Consider the following 16,672-nt stretch of genomic DNA (forward strand, 5'->3'; position numbering starts at 1 on the left):
AGGTTCTGCGGGATGCCTAGTCTGTTATTTTTATAGCGTCTCATGAGCGGCGCCTGTGGTGACACCGTCATGTTGCGCGGCCTTGCGGTGGCGGCTTTAACCTGGGACAGGGTCTTGCCGATCGCCCATCATTCAGGCGTGGCCGGGCTTATCCCACGACAGCCTTAACTTGGCCCGACAATGTCTGTTGACGATTACATACCCCGCCCACTCGGGAAAATCCTTATTGCGTGCAGGGTCTTTGGGTGAAACTGTCAGGCTAGGAGGAAACCTGACATGCACGACGGCGCCCGACTCGCCGCGCCAGAAGATCGACCCCTCGTCTGTGGCGATCCTGCGACCTGCGCAGGTCACCGCCCGGACGCGAACTGCGGCGACTGCGGCAAGGGCGACGCCGGCAACACCCTGGGGCTGACGGTTGCGATCCTGGCGCGGCGGTGGGCCGCCCACCTGGACGAGGTTTTGGCCGAAGCCGGCTTCGGCGTCGGCCAGTTGGCCGTGCTGACGCTGTTGCAGAACCGGCCTGCCGGCCTGACCCAGCGCGAGGCCGCCGACCTTTTGGCTGTGTCAGAGGCGGTCATGTCCACCCGCACGGCCGCCCTGCTGTCGGCGGGGTTGGTGAGCCGTCAGACCCTGATCGGCGACCGACGGGCGCATCTATTGCAGATCACCGCCGAGGGACGGTCGGCCCATGACGTCTGGTCTAAGTGCCTGTCCTGCGTTCAGGAGCAGATTCTCGAGTCTGTCGGCGCCGAAGACTTGGCCGTGACCCAGAGAACGCTCGAAAAGATCGGCGCGGCGGTCGAACGGCTGTCTGAGCAGGAGGGGCGCAAGCTCAAGCCCGCCCCGCGTCGACGCCCGCCCGCTGCGTCCGGTCCCAGGGCCTGATCGGCTGAAAATCCAAGCGAGCGCTTGACTGACGCTTTGGCCGGAACCGCTGCGCGGCGCCGGCCGAACGATCGGGTTCTAGAACTCTTCCCAGTCCGCCTCGACGCTCTGGGCGGCGGCGGTCTGACGGCCGGCGACGGCGGCCAGCTTCACCGGCGCGGGACGGGGCGGCGAGGCGGGGCGAGCGGCGGCGAGCGGGGCGGCGGCGAGCAAGTTTGATCCGGCGCCCAGGCGGAACCGCCCGATCATCGAGGCGAGGTTCTCGGTCTCCTGGCGAAGCGAATGGGAGGCGGCTGTCGACTCCTCCACCATCGCCGCATTCTGCTGGGTGACCTGGTCCATCTGGTTCACGGCGGTGTTGACCTCGGCCAGGCCGGTCGACTGTTCGCGCGCCGAGGTGGCGATTTCGGTGATCAGGCCGTCGATCTCGGCGACCCGGTCCACGATGACGGCCAGGGCCTGGCTGGTTTCGCCGACCAGTTTCACCCCCTTGCCCACCTGACTGGTGCTGCCGGCGATCAGACCCTTGATCTCTTTCGCCGCCTCAGCCGACCGCTGGGCCAGGGCTCTAACTTCAGACGCCACGACGGCGAAGCCGCGACCGGCTTCGCCCGCGCGCGCCGCCTCGACCCCGGCGTTCAGGGCCAGAAGATTGGTCTGGAAGGCGATTTCGTCGATGACGCCGATGATCTGGTTGATTTCGCCAGAGGAGCGCTCGATCTCGGCCATGGCGCCGATCGCTTCTTCCATGACGGCGCCGGACCGTTCGGCGTCGCCGCGCGCCCCGGCGGCGACGGTCGCGGCCTGCTGGGCGTTGGCGGCGCTGCGCTGGACGGTGGCGGTCAGCTGATCCAGAGCCGCGGCGGTCTCCTCCAGACTGGCGGCCTGCTGTTCGGTGCGGCGCGACAGGTCGTCGGAGGCCACGCCGATCTCGTCGGCGCCGGAACGGATGGCGCCCGCCGTCTCGCCGACGCTTTTCATCGTCGCCTGCAAGGCGTCGACCGCCGCGTTGAAGTCGGTTCTCAGCTTGTCCAGTTCAGGGATGAAGGCGGTGGTGATGCGGCGCTCCAGGTCGCCCTGGGCCAGGGCGGTCAGGGCGTCGCCGATCTGTTCCACCGCCTCGACTCGACGGGTCACGTCCACGGCGACCTTGACCACCTTGGCCACCTTGCCGTCCGGATTGACGATGGGGTTGTAGGAGCCCTGGATGATGACGGCCCCGCCGTCCTTGCGGACGCGCCGGAACTCGCCGGACTGGAACTGGCCGGACGACAGGGCGGCCCAGAACTGGCTGTACTCAGGACTGTCGCGATAGGCCGGCTCGGCGAAGATGGCGTGCTTGCGCCCGACGATCTCTTCTAACTGATAGCCCATGGCGTCCAGGAACAGGCGGTTGGCGTTGACGATGGTCCCGTCCAGGGTGAATTCGATCATGGCCTGAGATCGGCCGATGGCCTCGATCTGGGCCGCATAGTCCTCGCTGGCGAGCCGATAGCGGGCGTCCGCCCATTCCACGACGAAACCGGCGGCCTTGCCGCCCTGTTTCAGCGGCGTGACCAACAGGTCGAAGGCGCGACCCCCGACCCGGATGGTGGCCGAATGGGGTTCGCTCAAAGTCGCCAGCATCCGCCGCTGGTGGGCCGGGTTCTTGTGGAAGACGTCGATGTTGGAGCCGACCAGCCGATCAACGCTGAAGTTGGGCAGGTCTGACCGTAGCTCGGCTTCCGCCTCTTGCAGAAGATTGCGAACCGCCGGGTTCAGATAGGTGATGTTCAGGTCCTTGTCGGCCAACATGATGTTGGTGCGAAGAGCCTCTACAGCCGTTTCCAGCATGCCGCTCGCCGGCTTTTTCCCCTTGGCCCACATATCCGCTCTCGATGCTGCGGGCGTTCGTCGCCCTTTGGCTGCAGCGTTAGTGCTCACTCATTACTGGAAAGTGTACGGAATGTTTATCTGAACCCAACATCGCTGTGCTTTTCGGGGATACTAGTACTTTTACTTACAAACGAAGTTAAACTGGTAGTGGCATAGCGGCATCGACCAAGGTTGTAAAAGCTTCGGGCGCGAAGCATCGTATAGCGAAGCGGTAATGTGGGTCTGGGAAAAGGCGGCAAAGAAGAGAAAGCCACCCGAATGCGTAAGCTGTTCAATCGACCGCAGGCGGAAAGCGAGGAGCTCTTGGAGCTTCGCGCCATCGTCGCGGCCGTTCATTTGTCCCAGGCGGTGATTGAGTTCGATCTCGACGGCGTGGTGCTCGACGCCAACGCCAACTTCCTTGCGGTGCTCGGCTATGAACTGTCCGAGATCAAAGGCCGGCATCACCGGATGTTCGTCGATCCGGCCGAGGCCCGCTCGCCGGCCTATGCCGAGTTCTGGAAACGGCTGAACGCCGGGGAATTCGTCGCCGACAAGTTCGTCCGTTACGGCAAGAACGGCAAGCGGGCGGTGATCGAGGCGTCGTACAATCCGATCTTCGACGTCAACGGCAAGCCCTATAAGGTGGTCAAGTTCGCCATTGACGTCACCGCCGTCGAAGAGGAGCGCGAACGCCGCGCCGAGGCTGATCGTCAGGCGGCGGCCGTTCAGGCCATGGTGGTGCGAAATACGGGCCAGGGCCTGTCGGCCATGGCCTCGGGCGATCTGTCCTATCGGATCGAAGAGGATTTTCCGGGCGAGTACGCCGCTCTGCGCGAGAACTTCAACCGCGCCATGGCGGCGCTGGACCAGGCGATCGCCGTCATCGGCGGCAACGCCGAGACCATGCAGTCCGGCGCCAAGGAAATCAGTTCAGCGGCCGAAGATCTGTCCCGTCGCACTGAACGTCAGGCGGCCAGCCTGGAAGAGACGGCGGCCGCCCTGGATCAGATTACGGCCACCGTCCGCCGGACGGCCGAGAACGCCCAGGAGGCCGACAAGGTGGTCAGCCAGACCCGCGCCCAGGCCGAAACGGGCGGCGCCGTGGTCCAACGGGCGGTGGACGCCATGGGCGAGATCGAACGCTCGTCCGACCAGATCAGTCAGATTATCGGCGTCATCGACGAGATCGCCTTCCAGACCAACCTTCTGGCGCTTAACGCCGGAGTCGAGGCGGCGCGCGCCGGCGAGGCCGGGCGGGGCTTTGCGGTCGTGGCCTCAGAGGTGCGGGCCCTGGCTCAGCGGTCGGCGGACTCGGCCAAGGAGATCAAGACCCTGATCTCCGCCAGCGGCGCCCAGGTCAAATCCGGCGTCGTCCTGGTGCGTGAAACCGGCGAGGCCCTGACCGGCATCGCCGGTCGGATCGTCGAAGTCACTCAGCTGATGAGCGAGATTCGCGGATCGACCCAGGAACAGGCGGTCGGCCTGGCCGAGGTCAACACCGCCGTCAATGAAATGGACCAGGTGACCCAGCAGAATGCGGCCATGGTCGAGGAGTCGACGGCCGCCAGCGTGGCCCTGAGCCGCGAGGCCGCCGAACTGGCCCAGCTGGTCGGCCGGTTCACCACCAGCCAGGACGGCGGCTCCAGCCGACCTGCGCCGCTGCAAGAGGCCCATGGCCGGATCGCCGCCTTCGCGGCCGACCGCCCTGCGCCCCGACTGAAACTCGCCGCAGGCGGAGGCCGACAGGCCGCCGTTCACTCCGAATGGGAGGCCTTCTGATGTCCATGGCGCATACTCAAACTGACGCCTTTTCCGTCAACCGCGCCGGCTCCGGCCGTCGTGAGATGGTCGGTTTCCGGGTCGGGGACCAAGCCTTCTGCATCGACATCACCTCGGTGCTGGAGATCCGGGGCTGGACCCCCGCGACGCCCGTGCCCCAGTCGCCCCATTATATGAAGGGGGTGGTCAATCTGCGCGGCAGCGTCCTGCCGATCATCGACCTGGCCGCGCGCCTGGGCCTGCCGACGACCGAACCCTCGGCGCGTCACGCCATCATGGTCGCCAACTGCGGCGGACGGACCGTGGGCCTGCTGGTCGAGGGAGTGTCCGACATCGTCGAGCTGGACGACGCCGACCGCCAGGCGACGCCGGACATGGGCCATGGCCAGGGTGGGGTCGTCGCCGGAATCTTCGCGGTGGACGGCGCCATGCTCAGCCTGCTGGACCTGGACAATCTGCTGCCGCCGGACCGCAGCCGTCCCGCCGACGAGGCTTTCGATGCGATCGCCGCAGCTTGAGATCCCGGCCGCAGACGCCTCCTGGCCCCCGTACGGCGTGGCGGCCTGGCTGGCCGATGAGGTCGATGAGCGCGATCTGAGCCCTGTCATGCCGGACGGCTGCGACAGGGCCGGCATGGTCTCGGCCCTGCTTCAGATGGCCCTGTCGGTGTCTGAAGAGGGCGCGCCCTGGGCCGACGACGTCTGCGTCCTTCTTCTGTCGGGATGGGGCGCCTTGCAAACCGCCGCTTCGGCCAACGAAACCGTCTGACGGTCGCCGGAGAGCCGGGTGATCGAATTCGCCCCATGCACGTTGTCGTCCGACCAGGGACGAAGACGGGCGAGGCGGCGACATGGCGAACGGATTGGAAGCCTATCGGGCCAAGCGCGACTTCACCCGCACCCCCGAACCGGCCGGAAAGACCAAGGCCGGACGCAAGGGCCGGCTGACCTATCTGATCCAGCGCCATGCGGCGACCCGGCTGCATTACGACTTCCGCATCGAACATGACGGGGTCCTGAAGTCCTGGGCCGTCACCAAGGCGCCGTCGCGCGATCCGGCGGTCAAACGACTGGCGGTGGAGGTGGAGGACCACCCCCTGGCCTATGGGACGTTCGAGGGGACCATTCCTTCCGGCAACTACGGCGCCGGGACCGTCCAACTGTGGGACCGCGGCGAATGGGAGCCGCAGGAGCCCGACATAGAGGCGGCGCTGAAGCGCGGCTCGCTGAAGATGATCCTGCACGGCGAGCGGCTGAGCGGCGGCTGGGCCCTGGTGCGGCTGAAGTCCGATCGCGGCAAGCCGTCCAAACGCAACAACTGGCTGCTGATCAAGGAGAAGGACGAGGCGGCCGTGCCCGGCGAGGGCGACGCCAATATGGAGATCGACGCCTCCGTCGCCAGCGGCCGGAGCCTGGCCGAGATCGCCGAGGGCAAGACCCAATGGACCGCCTCTCGCCCCGTCGCGCGCAAGGGCCCCAAGCCGCCGAAGGCCAAGCCGCGCGAAGCCGACCTGGCCCAGCCGCCCGCCTTCCAGCCGATCCAGCTGTGCAAGGTGGCGGACCATCCGCCCGGGGGCGCCGGCTGGGTGCATGAGATCAAGTTCGACGGCTATCGCATCCAGATCGCCGTCGGCGGCGGGCGGGCGCGCCTCTACACCCGTCGAGGCCATGACTGGACCGACCGCTTTCCCGAACTGGCGGCCGATGCGGCCCAGTGGCCCGACGGGGTGGTGGACGGCGAACTGTGCGCCCTGACCGAGGACCATACGCCGGACTTTTCCGCCCTTCAGGCCGCCATAGCCGACGGAAAGACCCACGACCTGGTCTATTTCGCCTTCGACCTGCTGAAGGAAGGGCGGGACGATCTGACGGCCCTGCCCCTGTCGCACCGCAAGGCGCGGCTCCAGGCCCTGATCGACCGGATCCCGGCCAAGGCGCGGGGGAGGGTGCGCTATGTCGATCACTTCGCCTCCACCGGCCAGGCGGTGCTGGACAGCGCCTGCCGGATGGATCTGGAAGGGGTGATCTCCAAGACGCTGAACGCCCCCTATCAGCCGGGCCGGTCCTCGACCTGGGTCAAGTCCAAATGCCGCGGCAGGGACGAGGTCGTCATCGGCGGCTGGTCGTCGGAGGGCGGTACGCGCTTTCGCTCCCTCCTGGTCGGCGTGGCGGAGGAGGAGGGGCTGCGTTACCTCGGCCGGGTCGGGACCGGCTATTCCGCCCCCCTGCTGAAGACCCTGCTGCCGGCCTTGAAGGGGGCGGCGGCGGAGACCTCGCCCTTCGTCGGCAAGGGGGCGCCGCGCGGCGGCAAGGACATCCACTGGCTGCGGCCGGTTCTGGTGGCCGAGCTGGAACACGGCGGTCTGACCGAAGGCGGCTCCCTGCGCCATGCGGCCTTCAAGGGGCTGCGCGAGGACAAGCGGGCTCAGGAGGTGGTCGATGATCCGCAACCGCCGTCGCCGAAACAGGCGGAGAAGGCCGCGCCGACGCCGCGCCGAACGGGCAAGGACAAGGTGGTCGTCGCCGGCGTCACCCTGTCCAGCCCGGACAAGGTTCTGTGGCCCGCCGCCGGCGGCCGCCCGGCGATCACCAAGACGGACCTGGCCCGCTACTATGAACAGGCGGCCGAACGGATATTGCCCCATGTCGCCGACCGGCCGGTGTCGATCATCCGCGCGCCCGATGGGATCGAGGGCGAGACCTTTTTCCAGCGCCACGCCATGCCGGGGTCGAACCCGCGGCTGAAGCTGATCGACGTGCATGAGCGCAAACCCTATGTCGCCGTGATCGACGTCGGGGGCCTGGTCGCCGTCGCCCAGTCAGGCGGGCTTGAGCTGCACCCGTGGGGCTGTCGGCCCGGCGATCCGGAGACGCCCGAACAGGTCACCTTCGACCTCGATCCCGACGAGGGGTTGGATTTCGAAGCGGTCATCGCGGCGGCCAAGACGGTGCGAAAAACGCTGGAGGCCAAGGGGCTGAACCCCTTCGTCAAGACGACCGGCGGCAAGGGGCTGCATGTCGTGGTTCCGATCCGCTCGGACGGCCGCAGCCGGATCGAATGGGACCGATGCAAGGCCTTCGCCAAGGCCGTGGCCGAAGAGGTGCGCCGCGCCGATCCCGACCGGTTCACCACCACCCTGGCCAAGAAGGCGCGCGGCGGAAAGATCTTCATCGACTATCTGAGGAACGGTCGGATGGCGACGGCGGTCGCCCCCTGGTCGGTGCGGGCGCGGCCGGGCGCAGGCATCGCCTTCCCCCTGTCCTGGGGGCAGGTCAAGGCGGGCCTGGACCCCCGGGCCTTCACCCTTCACGACGCCCCGGCCCTGCTGAAGAAGTCCGATCCGTGGAAGGATTTCCGGGCCGGAGAGGTCAGCCTGCGGCCCGTGCTGAAGGCGATGGGGCTTTAAGAACGGTGGTGGTGATTAGTGCTAGTGCTAGTGCTGGTGAGCAAGGCATGAGCAGTGGAATTGTCCGCTGGTCCGCGCCCAGACCGCCTCTTGCTCACTAGCACTAATCACTAGCACCCCGCCCCCATCACGCCGCCGTCTTGCGCGTCGTCGGCTTCTTCTTGGCGGCAGCCTTCTTCTTGGGCTTGGCGCTGGTCGCGGAGCCCTTGAGGCTGTTGCGCAGAGCCTCCATCAGGTCGATCACATTGGTGTCGTCGGGCTCGGGCGCCTCGACCACCGACTTGCCGCCCTTCTGCTTGGCCTTGACCATCTCGCGCAGGGCCTCGTCATAGCGGTCCTTGAAGTCGGTCGGGTCGAAGTCCGTCTCCTTCTGGGCGATGATCCGGCTGGCGATCTCGACCATGTCCTTGTCCGCCTTGACCGAGGGAATGTCGTCGAAATAGTCCTCGGCGGGCCGCACCTCGTCATGCGCCCGCAGGGAATAGGCCACCAGCCCCTTGCCGCGCACCTCCAGGGCCAGCTGCCGTTCCCGCCCGCGCAGGACCAGGGTCCCAATCGCGATCTTGCCCGCCGACTTCATCGCGTCGCGGATCACGGCGAAGGCCTCGGCCCCCACGCCCTTTTCGGGCACGACATAGAAGGGGTCGTCCCAGTACAGACGGTCGATCTCGTCCTCGTCCACGAAGCTGTCGATGCAGATGGTGCGGGTGGTCTCCAGCTTGACCTTGTCGAAGTCGGCGTCGTCAAACAGGACATATTCGTCCTTGGCCACCTCATAGCCCTTGACCAGATCCGACCGTTCGATCGGCCCGGTGTCCGGGTCGGTCGGCACCATGCGGATGCGGTTGTTGGTCTCGGGATTGATCAGGTGGAAGCTGACGTGAGCGTTGGAGGCGGTGGCGGTGTAGAGGGCGACCGGACAGGTCACCAGCGACAGTTTCAGATGCCCCTGCCATGTGGGTCTTGCGGCCATGGTGCGTTCCTCGCCTTGGGTTCGGTGACCTAACGCCGCAGGGCTGCGGGCGTTTCCGCGCGGAACCGGCCGGCCTGTCGCACCTTTCCGATGTGAAGCTTGCAGCAAGGGCGGGGCGCATGCGGCCGACCAGACGATCCTGATGAACCAGAGCCTGACCCCCGTCTTGGGCTGGACGCCCTATTGCGGCCCCGCGCCCGCCGCCGGCGACTGGCGCTGGAACCTGGACCCCGTGCTGCTGCTGGTCATGGCCGGGGCGACGGCCCTGATCCTGATGCGGACGCGCGGCCGGTCGCGGGGCCTGGGCCTGGCGGCCATGGCGGTGCTGGGCGTCAGCTTCGTGTCGCCCCTGTGCGCCCTCAGCTCCGCCCTGTTTTCGGCACGGACCGTGCACCACGTCCTGCTGGTCACGGTCGCCGCGCCCCTGCTGGCCGAGATGGCGCCGCGACGGCGATACGGGTCTCTGGCCCTGGCGACCTTCGTCCAGGCGGCGGTGCTGTGGGTGTGGCATGCGCCCGCCGCCTATGGCGCCGCCCTGTCCAGCGACCTGGTCTATTGGATCATGCAGCTCAGCCTTCTGGCCTCCGCCGTCTGGTTCTGGGCGGCGGCGCGGGCGGCCAGCGCGCCTGCGGCCGTGGTCGGCCTGTTGGCGGCCATGCTGGCGATGGGGCTCTTGGGCGCGGTCCTGACCTTCGCCGGCCAGGCCGTCTATGCGCCCCACGCCTATACGACCCTGGCCTGGGGCCTGACCCCGCTGGAGGACCAGCAGGCGGCGGGGCTGATCATGTGGGCGCCGGCGGCGGGCCTCTATCTGCTGGCGGCCCTGTGGCGGCTGGGCCGGATGCTGGGGCCGGACCTTCCCGCCGAGGCCGGGGTGCGTCCGGCGTGATCGAGAAACTCTTCACCCAACTGCTGGAATGGGCGGCGGGCCACCATGACCAGGGCCGCTATTCGCCGGTCGGCATCCTGTTTCACTGGGTCATGGCCGCCCTGGTGATCTTTCAGCTGGGCTGGGGCTGGTGGATGGGGCGTCAGCCGGTCGGCGGTCAGATGCTGGCCGCCTATGATCTGCATTTCGCCGTGGGCGTCCTGATGCTGATCCTTGTGATCGGCCGCCTGTCCTGGCGGCTGCTGGCGCCGGACCTGATCAATGATGCGGACAAGCCGGGGTGGGAGAGCTGGGCCGCCCACGTCACCCACTATGTCTTCTACATCTGCCTGTTCGGCCTGCCCCTGTCGGGCTGGGCCATGATCTCGGCGACGGACCGGACGCGCGAACTGGAGACGCTGGGATTCATCCCCTGGCCCCTGCTGCCGTTCCAGGACCTGTCCAACAGTCAGCTATGGGCGATCGAGGCGGCGGCGGAATGGATGCATTGGGGCCTGGTGGTCACCCTGCTGCTGATGATCCCCATCCACGCCGGGGCCGCCCTCAAGCACCATCTGATCGATCGGGACGACGTGTTTCACGCGATGCTGCCGGTCGTGCCGCTGCGTCGACGGAAGCGGACCCGGTGGCAGAGGCGCTGGCGGGCGCTGGAGAAGCAGGTTGTTCGGACAGCCAAAGCCCTATGGCGCGGACTTCTGGGTCCGAAAGCGGTTTGACGGCGGCGGCCATGACGCCGCGCGGATCGTTGCGGCGTTCGCCCGACTTCCACCGCTCCATCTGTTCGACCAGATAGGGGTAGGGCTGGCCCGCGATCTGAGGATTGCCGCCCAGGCCGGTTCCTTCGCCGTTCAAGCCGTGACAGGCGGCGCAGGCCACCACCCCCCGCGCGGGATCGCCCCTCAGATAGACCGACGGCGCCGGGGCGGCGGCGGCGTTCAGCTCCGTCGGCGGGATCGGCAGTGCGGCGTAATAGGCCGCCACCTCGCGTCGGCTTCTCTGATCCAGGGCCTTGGCGATGCGCGTCATCTGGTCGTCGGCCCTGAGGCCCGAGGCGTAGTCCTCCATCTGTTTCTGCAGATAGCCGACGTGCAGGCCCGCCAGTCGCGGCGCGGCGGCCCCGTCGCCGCCGCCGTCCAGGCCGTGACAGGTGAAACAGGCGTTGGCCGCACCGCCGGCGCCGCCGCTGAGGGCGATGACTTCGCCGTTGGCCGAAAGAACGCGGTCGGTGTCGGTCGCCGCCGCCTCGCATCCGGCCAGCAGCATCAGGAGCATCAGAGGGGCAAGGGGCGCGCGCACCTGCATCCAACCCCCGCCTACGGCCCCGGTTCCGAAGGCGCCGCCCGACGGAGACGCCATGTCGCAGCCGGGGAACTTCCTCCTCCTGCGGGGATTGGTCTGGCGAAGCTTTCGAGGCCTGGCCCGAGGCGATTCAGGGCGGGGGACCGGGCGGCGATGAGATGGGGCGGACAGGGCGAGGCAGGGCGGACCGCCGCCGCGGCTCTGCTCGCGCTCGCCTCGGCGGGCCTTGGCGCCTGCGTCGACAAGGCGGATCAGCCCCGGCCGGTGGCCCAGGGCGATCCGGCGCGCGGCCTGGCGGTCATCGAGGCCGTCGGTTGCGCCGCCTGCCACACGATTCCCGGCGTCGCCTGGCCCGAAGGCCGCAGCGGCGGCGACCTGGCGGGCTTCGGGGCGCGCCCCTTCATCGCCGGGCGCCTGCCGAACCAGCCCGGCGTCCTGACCCGCTGGCTGATCGACGCGCCGTCCTTGGATCCCGGGACCGCCATGCCCCCCATGCCCCTGAACCAAGCCCAAGCCCGCGACGTCGCGGCCTATCTGTATACGCTCGATGAAGACTGAACCGACGCCGGGAACTGCGGGCTGGCCCCCGCCTGTGCTGGATCCGGCCGGCCCCTTCGCCGGGCCGATCGAGGTGGTGGCCTGGGTGCTGTTCGTCATGGCGGCGGTGGTGATGACCGTGGTGCTGATCGCCCTGGGCGTCGCCCTGTTCGGCCCCCGGCGGTGGAAGCGACGGGTCAGCGGCGAGCGTCTGGTCTGGATCGGCGGCCTGGCCTTTCCGATCGTGGTCCTGACCGGCCTTCTGATCTACGGCCTGACCACGACCACGCGGGTCGCCGAGGCGCCGCGACCGGGCGAGATGCGGGTCCGCGTCACCGGCGAGATGTGGTGGTGGCGGGTCGCCTATCTGGACGACCAGGGACGCGAAATCCTTCAGGACGCCAATGAGGTCCATATCCCCGCCGGTCAGCCCGTGGTGTTCGAGCTGGAAAGCGCCGACGTGATCCACAGCTTCTGGGTTCCGCGCCTGGGCGGCAAGACCGACATGATCCCCGGCCGGCGCAACTTCATGCGGCTTCAGGCCGATCAGCCGGGAACATATGGCGGCCAGTGCGCCGAATACTGCGGCGGGCCGCACGCGCTGATGGGGCTGGTCGTGGTGGCCCATGCGCCTCAGGACTTCGCCGCCTGGCGCGCGCGTCAGGCCGGACCGGCCCTGATAGCGGCGGCCCAGGGCGACGCCCTGATCGCGCGCGGCCGCGACGTCTTCGCCGCCTCCGGCTGCGGCGCCTGCCACACCATTCGGGGAACCGAGGCCAATGGTTTGGCCGGTCCCGACCTGACCCATGTCGGATCTCGCCAGACGATCGGGGCGGGCATATTGCCGAACAATCAGGGCACGCTGGCGGGCTGGATTTCGGACAGCCAAGGGATCAAGCCCGGCAACCGCATGCCCTCCTATCCGGTCCTTACGGGCCAGGACCTGCGCGCCGTCTCGGCCTATCTGGACAGTCTGAAATGAGTTCGGAAACCGGGTTCGATCCCGAACTCTACAAACGCTTGCCGACCCGCGACCCCCGCCCCGAGGGCGAGCTGGAGCAGCTGGAACAGGTCTGGTGCGCGCCGCGCAAGCCGTGGGAATGGGTCACGGCGATCAACAACAACTATATCGGCGTCTATTACGTCGGCGCGGCCATGCTGTTCTTCGTGCTGGCCGGGGTTCTGGCCCTGTTGATGCGGACCCAGCTGGCCCTGCCGATGACGGGCTTCTTGGCCCAGGAGACCTACAATCAGATCTTCACCATGCACGGCACGGTGATGATGTTCCTGTTCGCCGTGCCTGCGGTCGAGGCCCTGGGGGTGCTGCTGCTGCCCCAGATGCTGGGGGCGCGCGACCTGCCGTTCCCGCGTCTCAGCGCCTACGCCTTCTGGGCCTATCTGATCGGGGGACTGTGCTTCTTCTGCTCCCTGTTCTTCGGCCTGGCGCCGAACGGGGGCTGGTTCATGTATCCGCCCCTGACCTCCATGGCCTATTCGCCGGGGATCAACGCCGACTTCTGGCTCCTGGGCATCGGCTTCATCGAGATTTCGGCCATCGCCGGCGCCATTGAGATCATCGTCGGGGTGCTGAAGACGCGGGCGCCCGGCATGACCCTGGACAAGCTGCCGATCTTCGCCTGGGCCATGCTGATCTTCGCCTGCATGATCATCATCGCCTTCCCGTCGATCATCCTGTCGACGCTGCTGCTGGAGCTGGAACGCGCCCTGGGCTGGCCCTTCTTCGACGCGGCGCGGGGCGGGGATCCGATGCTGTGGCAGCACCTGTTCTGGTTCTTCGGCCACCCGGAGGTCTACATCATCTTCCTGCCGGCGGCGGGCGCCATGTCCACCATCATCCCGGCCGTGGCCCAGACCCGGCTGGTGGGACACAGGCTGGTGGTCCTGGCCATGCTGGCGACGGGCTTCATCAGCTTCGGCGTCTGGGCGCACCACATGTTCGCCACCGGCATGCCCCAGATTTCGATCAACTATTTCAGCGCGGCCTCGATGGCGGTCAGCGTGCCCGCCGGGGTTCAGGTCTTCGCCTGGATCGCCACCCTGGCGGCGGGGAAGATGCGGTTCAACACGCCGGGCCTGTTCGCCGTCGGGGGGCTGGTGATCTTCGTCATGGGCGGGCTGACGGGCGTCATGGTCGCCATGGTCCCCTTCGACTGGCAGGCCCACGACAGCTATTTCATCGTCGCCCACCTGCACTACGTCCTGATCGGCGGCATGGTGTTTCCGCTGTTCGCCGCCATCTACTATTGGACGCCGATGTCCAGCGCCCGGCCGCTCAGCGAGCGGTGGGGCAAGTGGGTGTTCTGGCTGATGTTCGTCGGCCACAACGTGACCTTCCTGCCCATGCATCTGACCGGGCTGATGGGGATGCCGCGGCGGGTCTACACCTATCTGCCGGATCGGGGCTGGGACCTGCCCAATATGATCTCGACCGTCGGCGCCTTTCTGTTCGGCCTGGCGGTGCTGATCTGGGGGGTGGACATGATCCGCAACTTCCGCCCCTTCGGGCGACGCGAGGCGGGCAATGTCTTCAATGGGCCGGGGCTGGAGTGGCTGCCGGCCGGCCTCTATTCGCTGCGCTCCATTCCGGTGATCAAGAGCCTCTATCCCGGTTGGGAGCAGAAGGGGCTGGCCGAGGACGTCGAGGCCGGCCGCTATTTCCTGCCCGGCGCCCCGCGCGGCGAACGCGAGACCATCGTCACCAGCCCGCTGAACGCCGAACCCCAGTATCTGCTGCAAATCCCCCGGCCCTCCAGCTGGCACGTCTGGGGGGCGGTGTTTACGGCGGGCTTTTTCCTGATCCTGACCATCCAGGCCTATCTGGCTTCGGTGATCAGTGGAATTCTGGCCGTATATTGCATCCTCAAATGGTGCTGGAAGCTGGACCGGCCGGACCGGCGCGAGGGCGGGGCGGCTGTGGTGGACGTCGGGGCGGGCGTGCGCCTGCCGACCTATGTCTCGGGCCCGACCAGCCACGGCTGGTGGGCCATGGTCATCACCCTGATCGTCGCCGGCATGGTCGCGGTAATGGCCGGCTTCTCCTACGTCTTCCTGTGGAGCCGTCGTCCCGATCTGTGGCAGGCGCCGCCGGAGACGGGGTCTCTGATCCAGGTCGTCGGCCTTTGCGCGGCGGCGGCGCTGCTGGCCTGGGCCGCGCTGAGGGTCCTGGCGCTGGACCGGCCGCGCAGCGGGGTGATCGCCGCCGTCCTGATGCTGCTGGCGGGCCTGACGATCGGGGCGGGCTGGGCGGTCGAGGCGTCCGCCTGGTGGGGGGCGGGCCTGCGTCCCCAGGCCAGCGGCCAGGGGGCGACCGTCTTCGCCCTGATCGCCTGGCAGGGGCTGTTCGCGGCCATCTGCGCCATCATGGCGGTCTTCGCCCTGATGCGCTGGGTCTTCGGCCTGCTGTCGGCCCGGAGGCCGGCGACCTATCAGCTGATCGCCCTGTTCATCGGTTTTTCCGCCGCGCAAGGGGCGGCCGCCGCCCTGTTGACCCATCTGTTCCCGGGAGGCTGACATCGGACGCTGGCTGATCCTGACGGGCGGGCTGCTGATCTGGGCGGCCCATTTCCTGGGCGTCTATCTGATCTCGTCCACGGCGGACGTGGTGGCGACGGCAGAGGCGCCCCTGTGGCGCCTGATCGGCGGGGGATTCAGCCTGGCCTGTCTGGCGGGCGAGGCGGGGCTCGCCCTGTTGATCCTGAAAACCCGTCGGGGATTCGAGCCGGCCATCGGCGTCGGCGGCTGTTTCATCGGCGGGGTCGGGGTGGTGTTTCAGACCCTGCCCCTGCTGCTGATCTGAGCCCTTCAGGGCTCCGACCAGCCCTTGACCCTCACCACCGCCGCGCGCGGATCGGCGTCGAACCGCATATAGGCGGTCGCATGGCCGCGGCCGGGCACATAGTCCAGGGTGGCGGTCGCCGTCTGGTCGCCTGCCACGGCCTCGACATCGACCCCGGCGGCGGTTTCGTCGCCGTCATTGACCACCTTGATCTCGGCCACATGGCCGTGGGCGGTGGTCTCGACCCTCTCGATCCGCGCGCTCAGGGTCGCCGGGGCGGCGGGGTGCACGGCCTCCCACACGATCACCCCGACGGCGGCCAGGGTCACCACCCCGCCCAGAGCGGCCATGGCGGTCTGCAAATGCGGGCGGGGCGGGGCGGCTTTTCGGCGCGTGGCTCGGTTCATCGGATCAGACCAGCAGACGGGCGGCGGCCGCGCCGATCGCGGCGGGAAAGCCCAGGACCGCCGTCGCCTGGACCACCCCGGCCAGAGAATGCCCTTCGATCCGCCCAAAGATGAATAGGGCGAACAGGCTGACCCCCAGGGCGATGGCGTAGCCGGGCAGGGTGAAGTGGAAGAAGGCGTGGGCCGGTCGATCCGCCTCTTCCTGACCGGCGAAGCCCGCGCGAAAGACGATGAGGTGCAGCAGCAGGATCGACACGCCCATCAGCCCCAGGACGTTGAGGGCGCCGGCCTTGTAGGCGATCAGGATCATTTCCTCGGTCGGGGCGACGTTCAGGGCGAAGAACAGGGCGCCGGCCGCCATCAGAAACAGCTCCCCGACATAGGAGGCCTGATCCTCCTGGGTCTCGCCGCCGCCGTCGCCGCTCAGCTGGCGGCGGGCCAGCAGGGCGCCCATGGCGCCCGGAACGGCCTGAAGCGCAATCATGCCCAGGGCTTCACGCGGGGGATCGCCCCATCGGACCACGCCGAACAGGCTCAACAGCACGCCGGCGGTCAGGAAGCCGACCGCCAGGGCGACGGCCGTGTCCATCAGATCGTTCACCAGCCCCCGCCGGTCGGAGAAGCCCGCATAATAGGCAAGGCCGTAAAGCAGGGGCAGGCCCGCGACGATGAAGGCCAGCAGCCGGCCCCGGTCCATGGCCACCCCCTGCTCCCACATCTCCATCGTCATCAGCAGGGGGATGCTGAACACCAGGGCGCCCCCGAACGCGCGGCCCAGGTCGCGCAGATAGGCGCGTTCTCGGCTCAGATCGATCAGGGCGGCGGCGCTCATCTTCCGCCA

General features: G+C 68.0%; 15 protein-coding genes and 1 pseudogene. 11 read left to right on the forward strand and 5 right to left on the reverse strand.

Going from position 1 to position 16,672, the window contains the following annotated elements:
- The first annotated feature begins 276 nt into the window (after window positions 1–276).
- Window positions 277–888: a MarR family winged helix-turn-helix transcriptional regulator gene (locus ACZ5M6_RS05195; RefSeq protein WP_464159838.1), complete on the forward strand. Its 612-nt coding sequence runs from the start codon at window positions 277–279 to the stop codon at window positions 886–888.
- A 78-nt stretch (window positions 889–966) separates the two neighbouring features.
- On the opposite strand, the gene ACZ5M6_RS05200 is transcribed toward ACZ5M6_RS05195, so the two are convergent.
- The gene (locus ACZ5M6_RS05200) at window positions 967–2,721 is read right to left on the reverse strand and encodes a methyl-accepting chemotaxis protein (protein ID WP_224762151.1); all 1,755 of its coding nucleotides are present in this window, start codon (window positions 2,719–2,721) and stop codon (window positions 967–969) included.
- Between the two features lie 300 nt (window positions 2,722–3,021).
- On the opposite strand from ACZ5M6_RS05200, the gene ACZ5M6_RS05205 reads away from it, so the two are divergent.
- From ACZ5M6_RS05205 to ligD, 4 genes are all read left to right on the forward strand, one after another.
- Window positions 3,022–4,524, forward strand: coding sequence for a methyl-accepting chemotaxis protein (locus ACZ5M6_RS05205; RefSeq protein WP_183217938.1), 1,503 nt, complete (start codon window positions 3,022–3,024; stop codon window positions 4,522–4,524).
- 5 nt (window positions 4,525–4,529) lie between these two features.
- The gene (locus tag ACZ5M6_RS05210) at window positions 4,530–5,042 is read left to right on the forward strand and encodes a chemotaxis protein CheW (protein WP_287397006.1); all 513 of its coding nucleotides are present in this window, start codon (window positions 4,530–4,532) and stop codon (window positions 5,040–5,042) included.
- A complete protein-coding gene (locus ACZ5M6_RS05215; RefSeq protein ID WP_464159839.1) occupies window positions 5,023–5,292 on the forward strand; it encodes a hypothetical protein in 270 nt (89 codons plus the stop codon). Before ACZ5M6_RS05210 ends, ACZ5M6_RS05215 begins: the two co-directional genes overlap by 20 nt.
- 82 nt (window positions 5,293–5,374) lie before the next feature.
- Window positions 5,375–7,930, forward strand: a complete 2,556-nt coding sequence (gene ligD / locus ACZ5M6_RS05220; RefSeq protein ID WP_464159840.1) for a DNA ligase D — start codon at window positions 5,375–5,377, stop codon at window positions 7,928–7,930.
- 127 nt (window positions 7,931–8,057) lie between these two features.
- On the opposite strand, the gene ku is transcribed toward ligD, so the two are convergent.
- A complete protein-coding gene (gene ku / locus ACZ5M6_RS05225) occupies window positions 8,058–8,903 on the reverse strand; it encodes a non-homologous end joining protein Ku (RefSeq protein ID WP_464159841.1) in 846 nt (281 codons plus the stop codon).
- Between the two features lie 142 nt (window positions 8,904–9,045).
- Here ku and ACZ5M6_RS05230 point away from each other — a divergent pair, with 142 nt between their 5' ends.
- On the forward strand, window positions 9,046–9,792 hold the full coding sequence (locus tag ACZ5M6_RS05230) for a cytochrome c oxidase assembly protein (protein ID WP_464159842.1): 747 nt from the start codon (window positions 9,046–9,048) through the stop codon (window positions 9,790–9,792).
- Window positions 9,789–10,508 (forward strand): cytochrome b, encoded by a 720-nt coding sequence (locus ACZ5M6_RS05235; protein ID WP_464159843.1) that lies wholly within the window; start codon window positions 9,789–9,791, stop codon window positions 10,506–10,508. Before ACZ5M6_RS05230 ends, ACZ5M6_RS05235 begins: the two co-directional genes overlap by 4 nt.
- 46 nt (window positions 10,509–10,554) lie before the next feature.
- Here ACZ5M6_RS05235 and ACZ5M6_RS05240 read toward each other — a convergent pair.
- Window positions 10,555–11,148, reverse strand: a pseudogene (locus tag ACZ5M6_RS05240) (c-type cytochrome); the annotation flags it as partial.
- A gap of 96 nt (window positions 11,149–11,244) precedes the next feature.
- Here ACZ5M6_RS05240 and ACZ5M6_RS05245 point away from each other — a divergent pair.
- The 4 genes from ACZ5M6_RS05245 to ACZ5M6_RS05260 all read left to right on the forward strand — a co-directional run bounded on the left by ACZ5M6_RS05245 (window position 11,245) and on the right by ACZ5M6_RS05260 (window position 15,445).
- The gene (locus ACZ5M6_RS05245) at window positions 11,245–11,649 is read left to right on the forward strand and encodes a c-type cytochrome (RefSeq protein WP_464159844.1); all 405 of its coding nucleotides are present in this window, start codon (window positions 11,245–11,247) and stop codon (window positions 11,647–11,649) included.
- On the forward strand, window positions 11,639–12,610 hold the full coding sequence (coxB, locus tag ACZ5M6_RS05250; RefSeq protein ID WP_464159845.1) for a cytochrome c oxidase subunit II: 972 nt from the start codon (window positions 11,639–11,641) through the stop codon (window positions 12,608–12,610). Before ACZ5M6_RS05245 ends, coxB begins: the two co-directional genes overlap by 11 nt.
- Window positions 12,607–15,159 (forward strand): cbb3-type cytochrome c oxidase subunit I, encoded by a 2,553-nt coding sequence (locus ACZ5M6_RS05255; RefSeq protein WP_444572453.1) that lies wholly within the window; start codon window positions 12,607–12,609, stop codon window positions 15,157–15,159. The genes coxB and ACZ5M6_RS05255 overlap by 4 nt, the downstream gene beginning before the upstream one ends.
- Before the next feature lie 91 nt (window positions 15,160–15,250).
- Window positions 15,251–15,445: a hypothetical protein gene (locus ACZ5M6_RS05260; RefSeq protein ID WP_224764354.1), complete on the forward strand. Its 195-nt coding sequence runs from the start codon at window positions 15,251–15,253 to the stop codon at window positions 15,443–15,445.
- Between the two features lie 5 nt (window positions 15,446–15,450).
- Here the strand turns inward: ACZ5M6_RS05260 and ACZ5M6_RS05265 are convergent, their stop codons facing one another.
- Together ACZ5M6_RS05265 and ACZ5M6_RS05270 are read right to left on the reverse strand one after the other, a co-directional pair.
- Window positions 15,451–15,831 (reverse strand): hypothetical protein, encoded by a 381-nt coding sequence (locus ACZ5M6_RS05265; RefSeq protein ID WP_444572451.1) that lies wholly within the window; start codon window positions 15,829–15,831, stop codon window positions 15,451–15,453.
- A gap of 4 nt (window positions 15,832–15,835) precedes the next feature.
- On the reverse strand, window positions 15,836–16,663 hold the full coding sequence (locus tag ACZ5M6_RS05270; protein WP_464159846.1) for a TIGR02587 family membrane protein: 828 nt from the start codon (window positions 16,661–16,663) through the stop codon (window positions 15,836–15,838).
- Between the last annotated feature and the right edge of the window lie 9 nt (window positions 16,664–16,672).

The sequence above is a fragment of the Brevundimonas sp. Br13 genome (assembly GCF_055391505.1).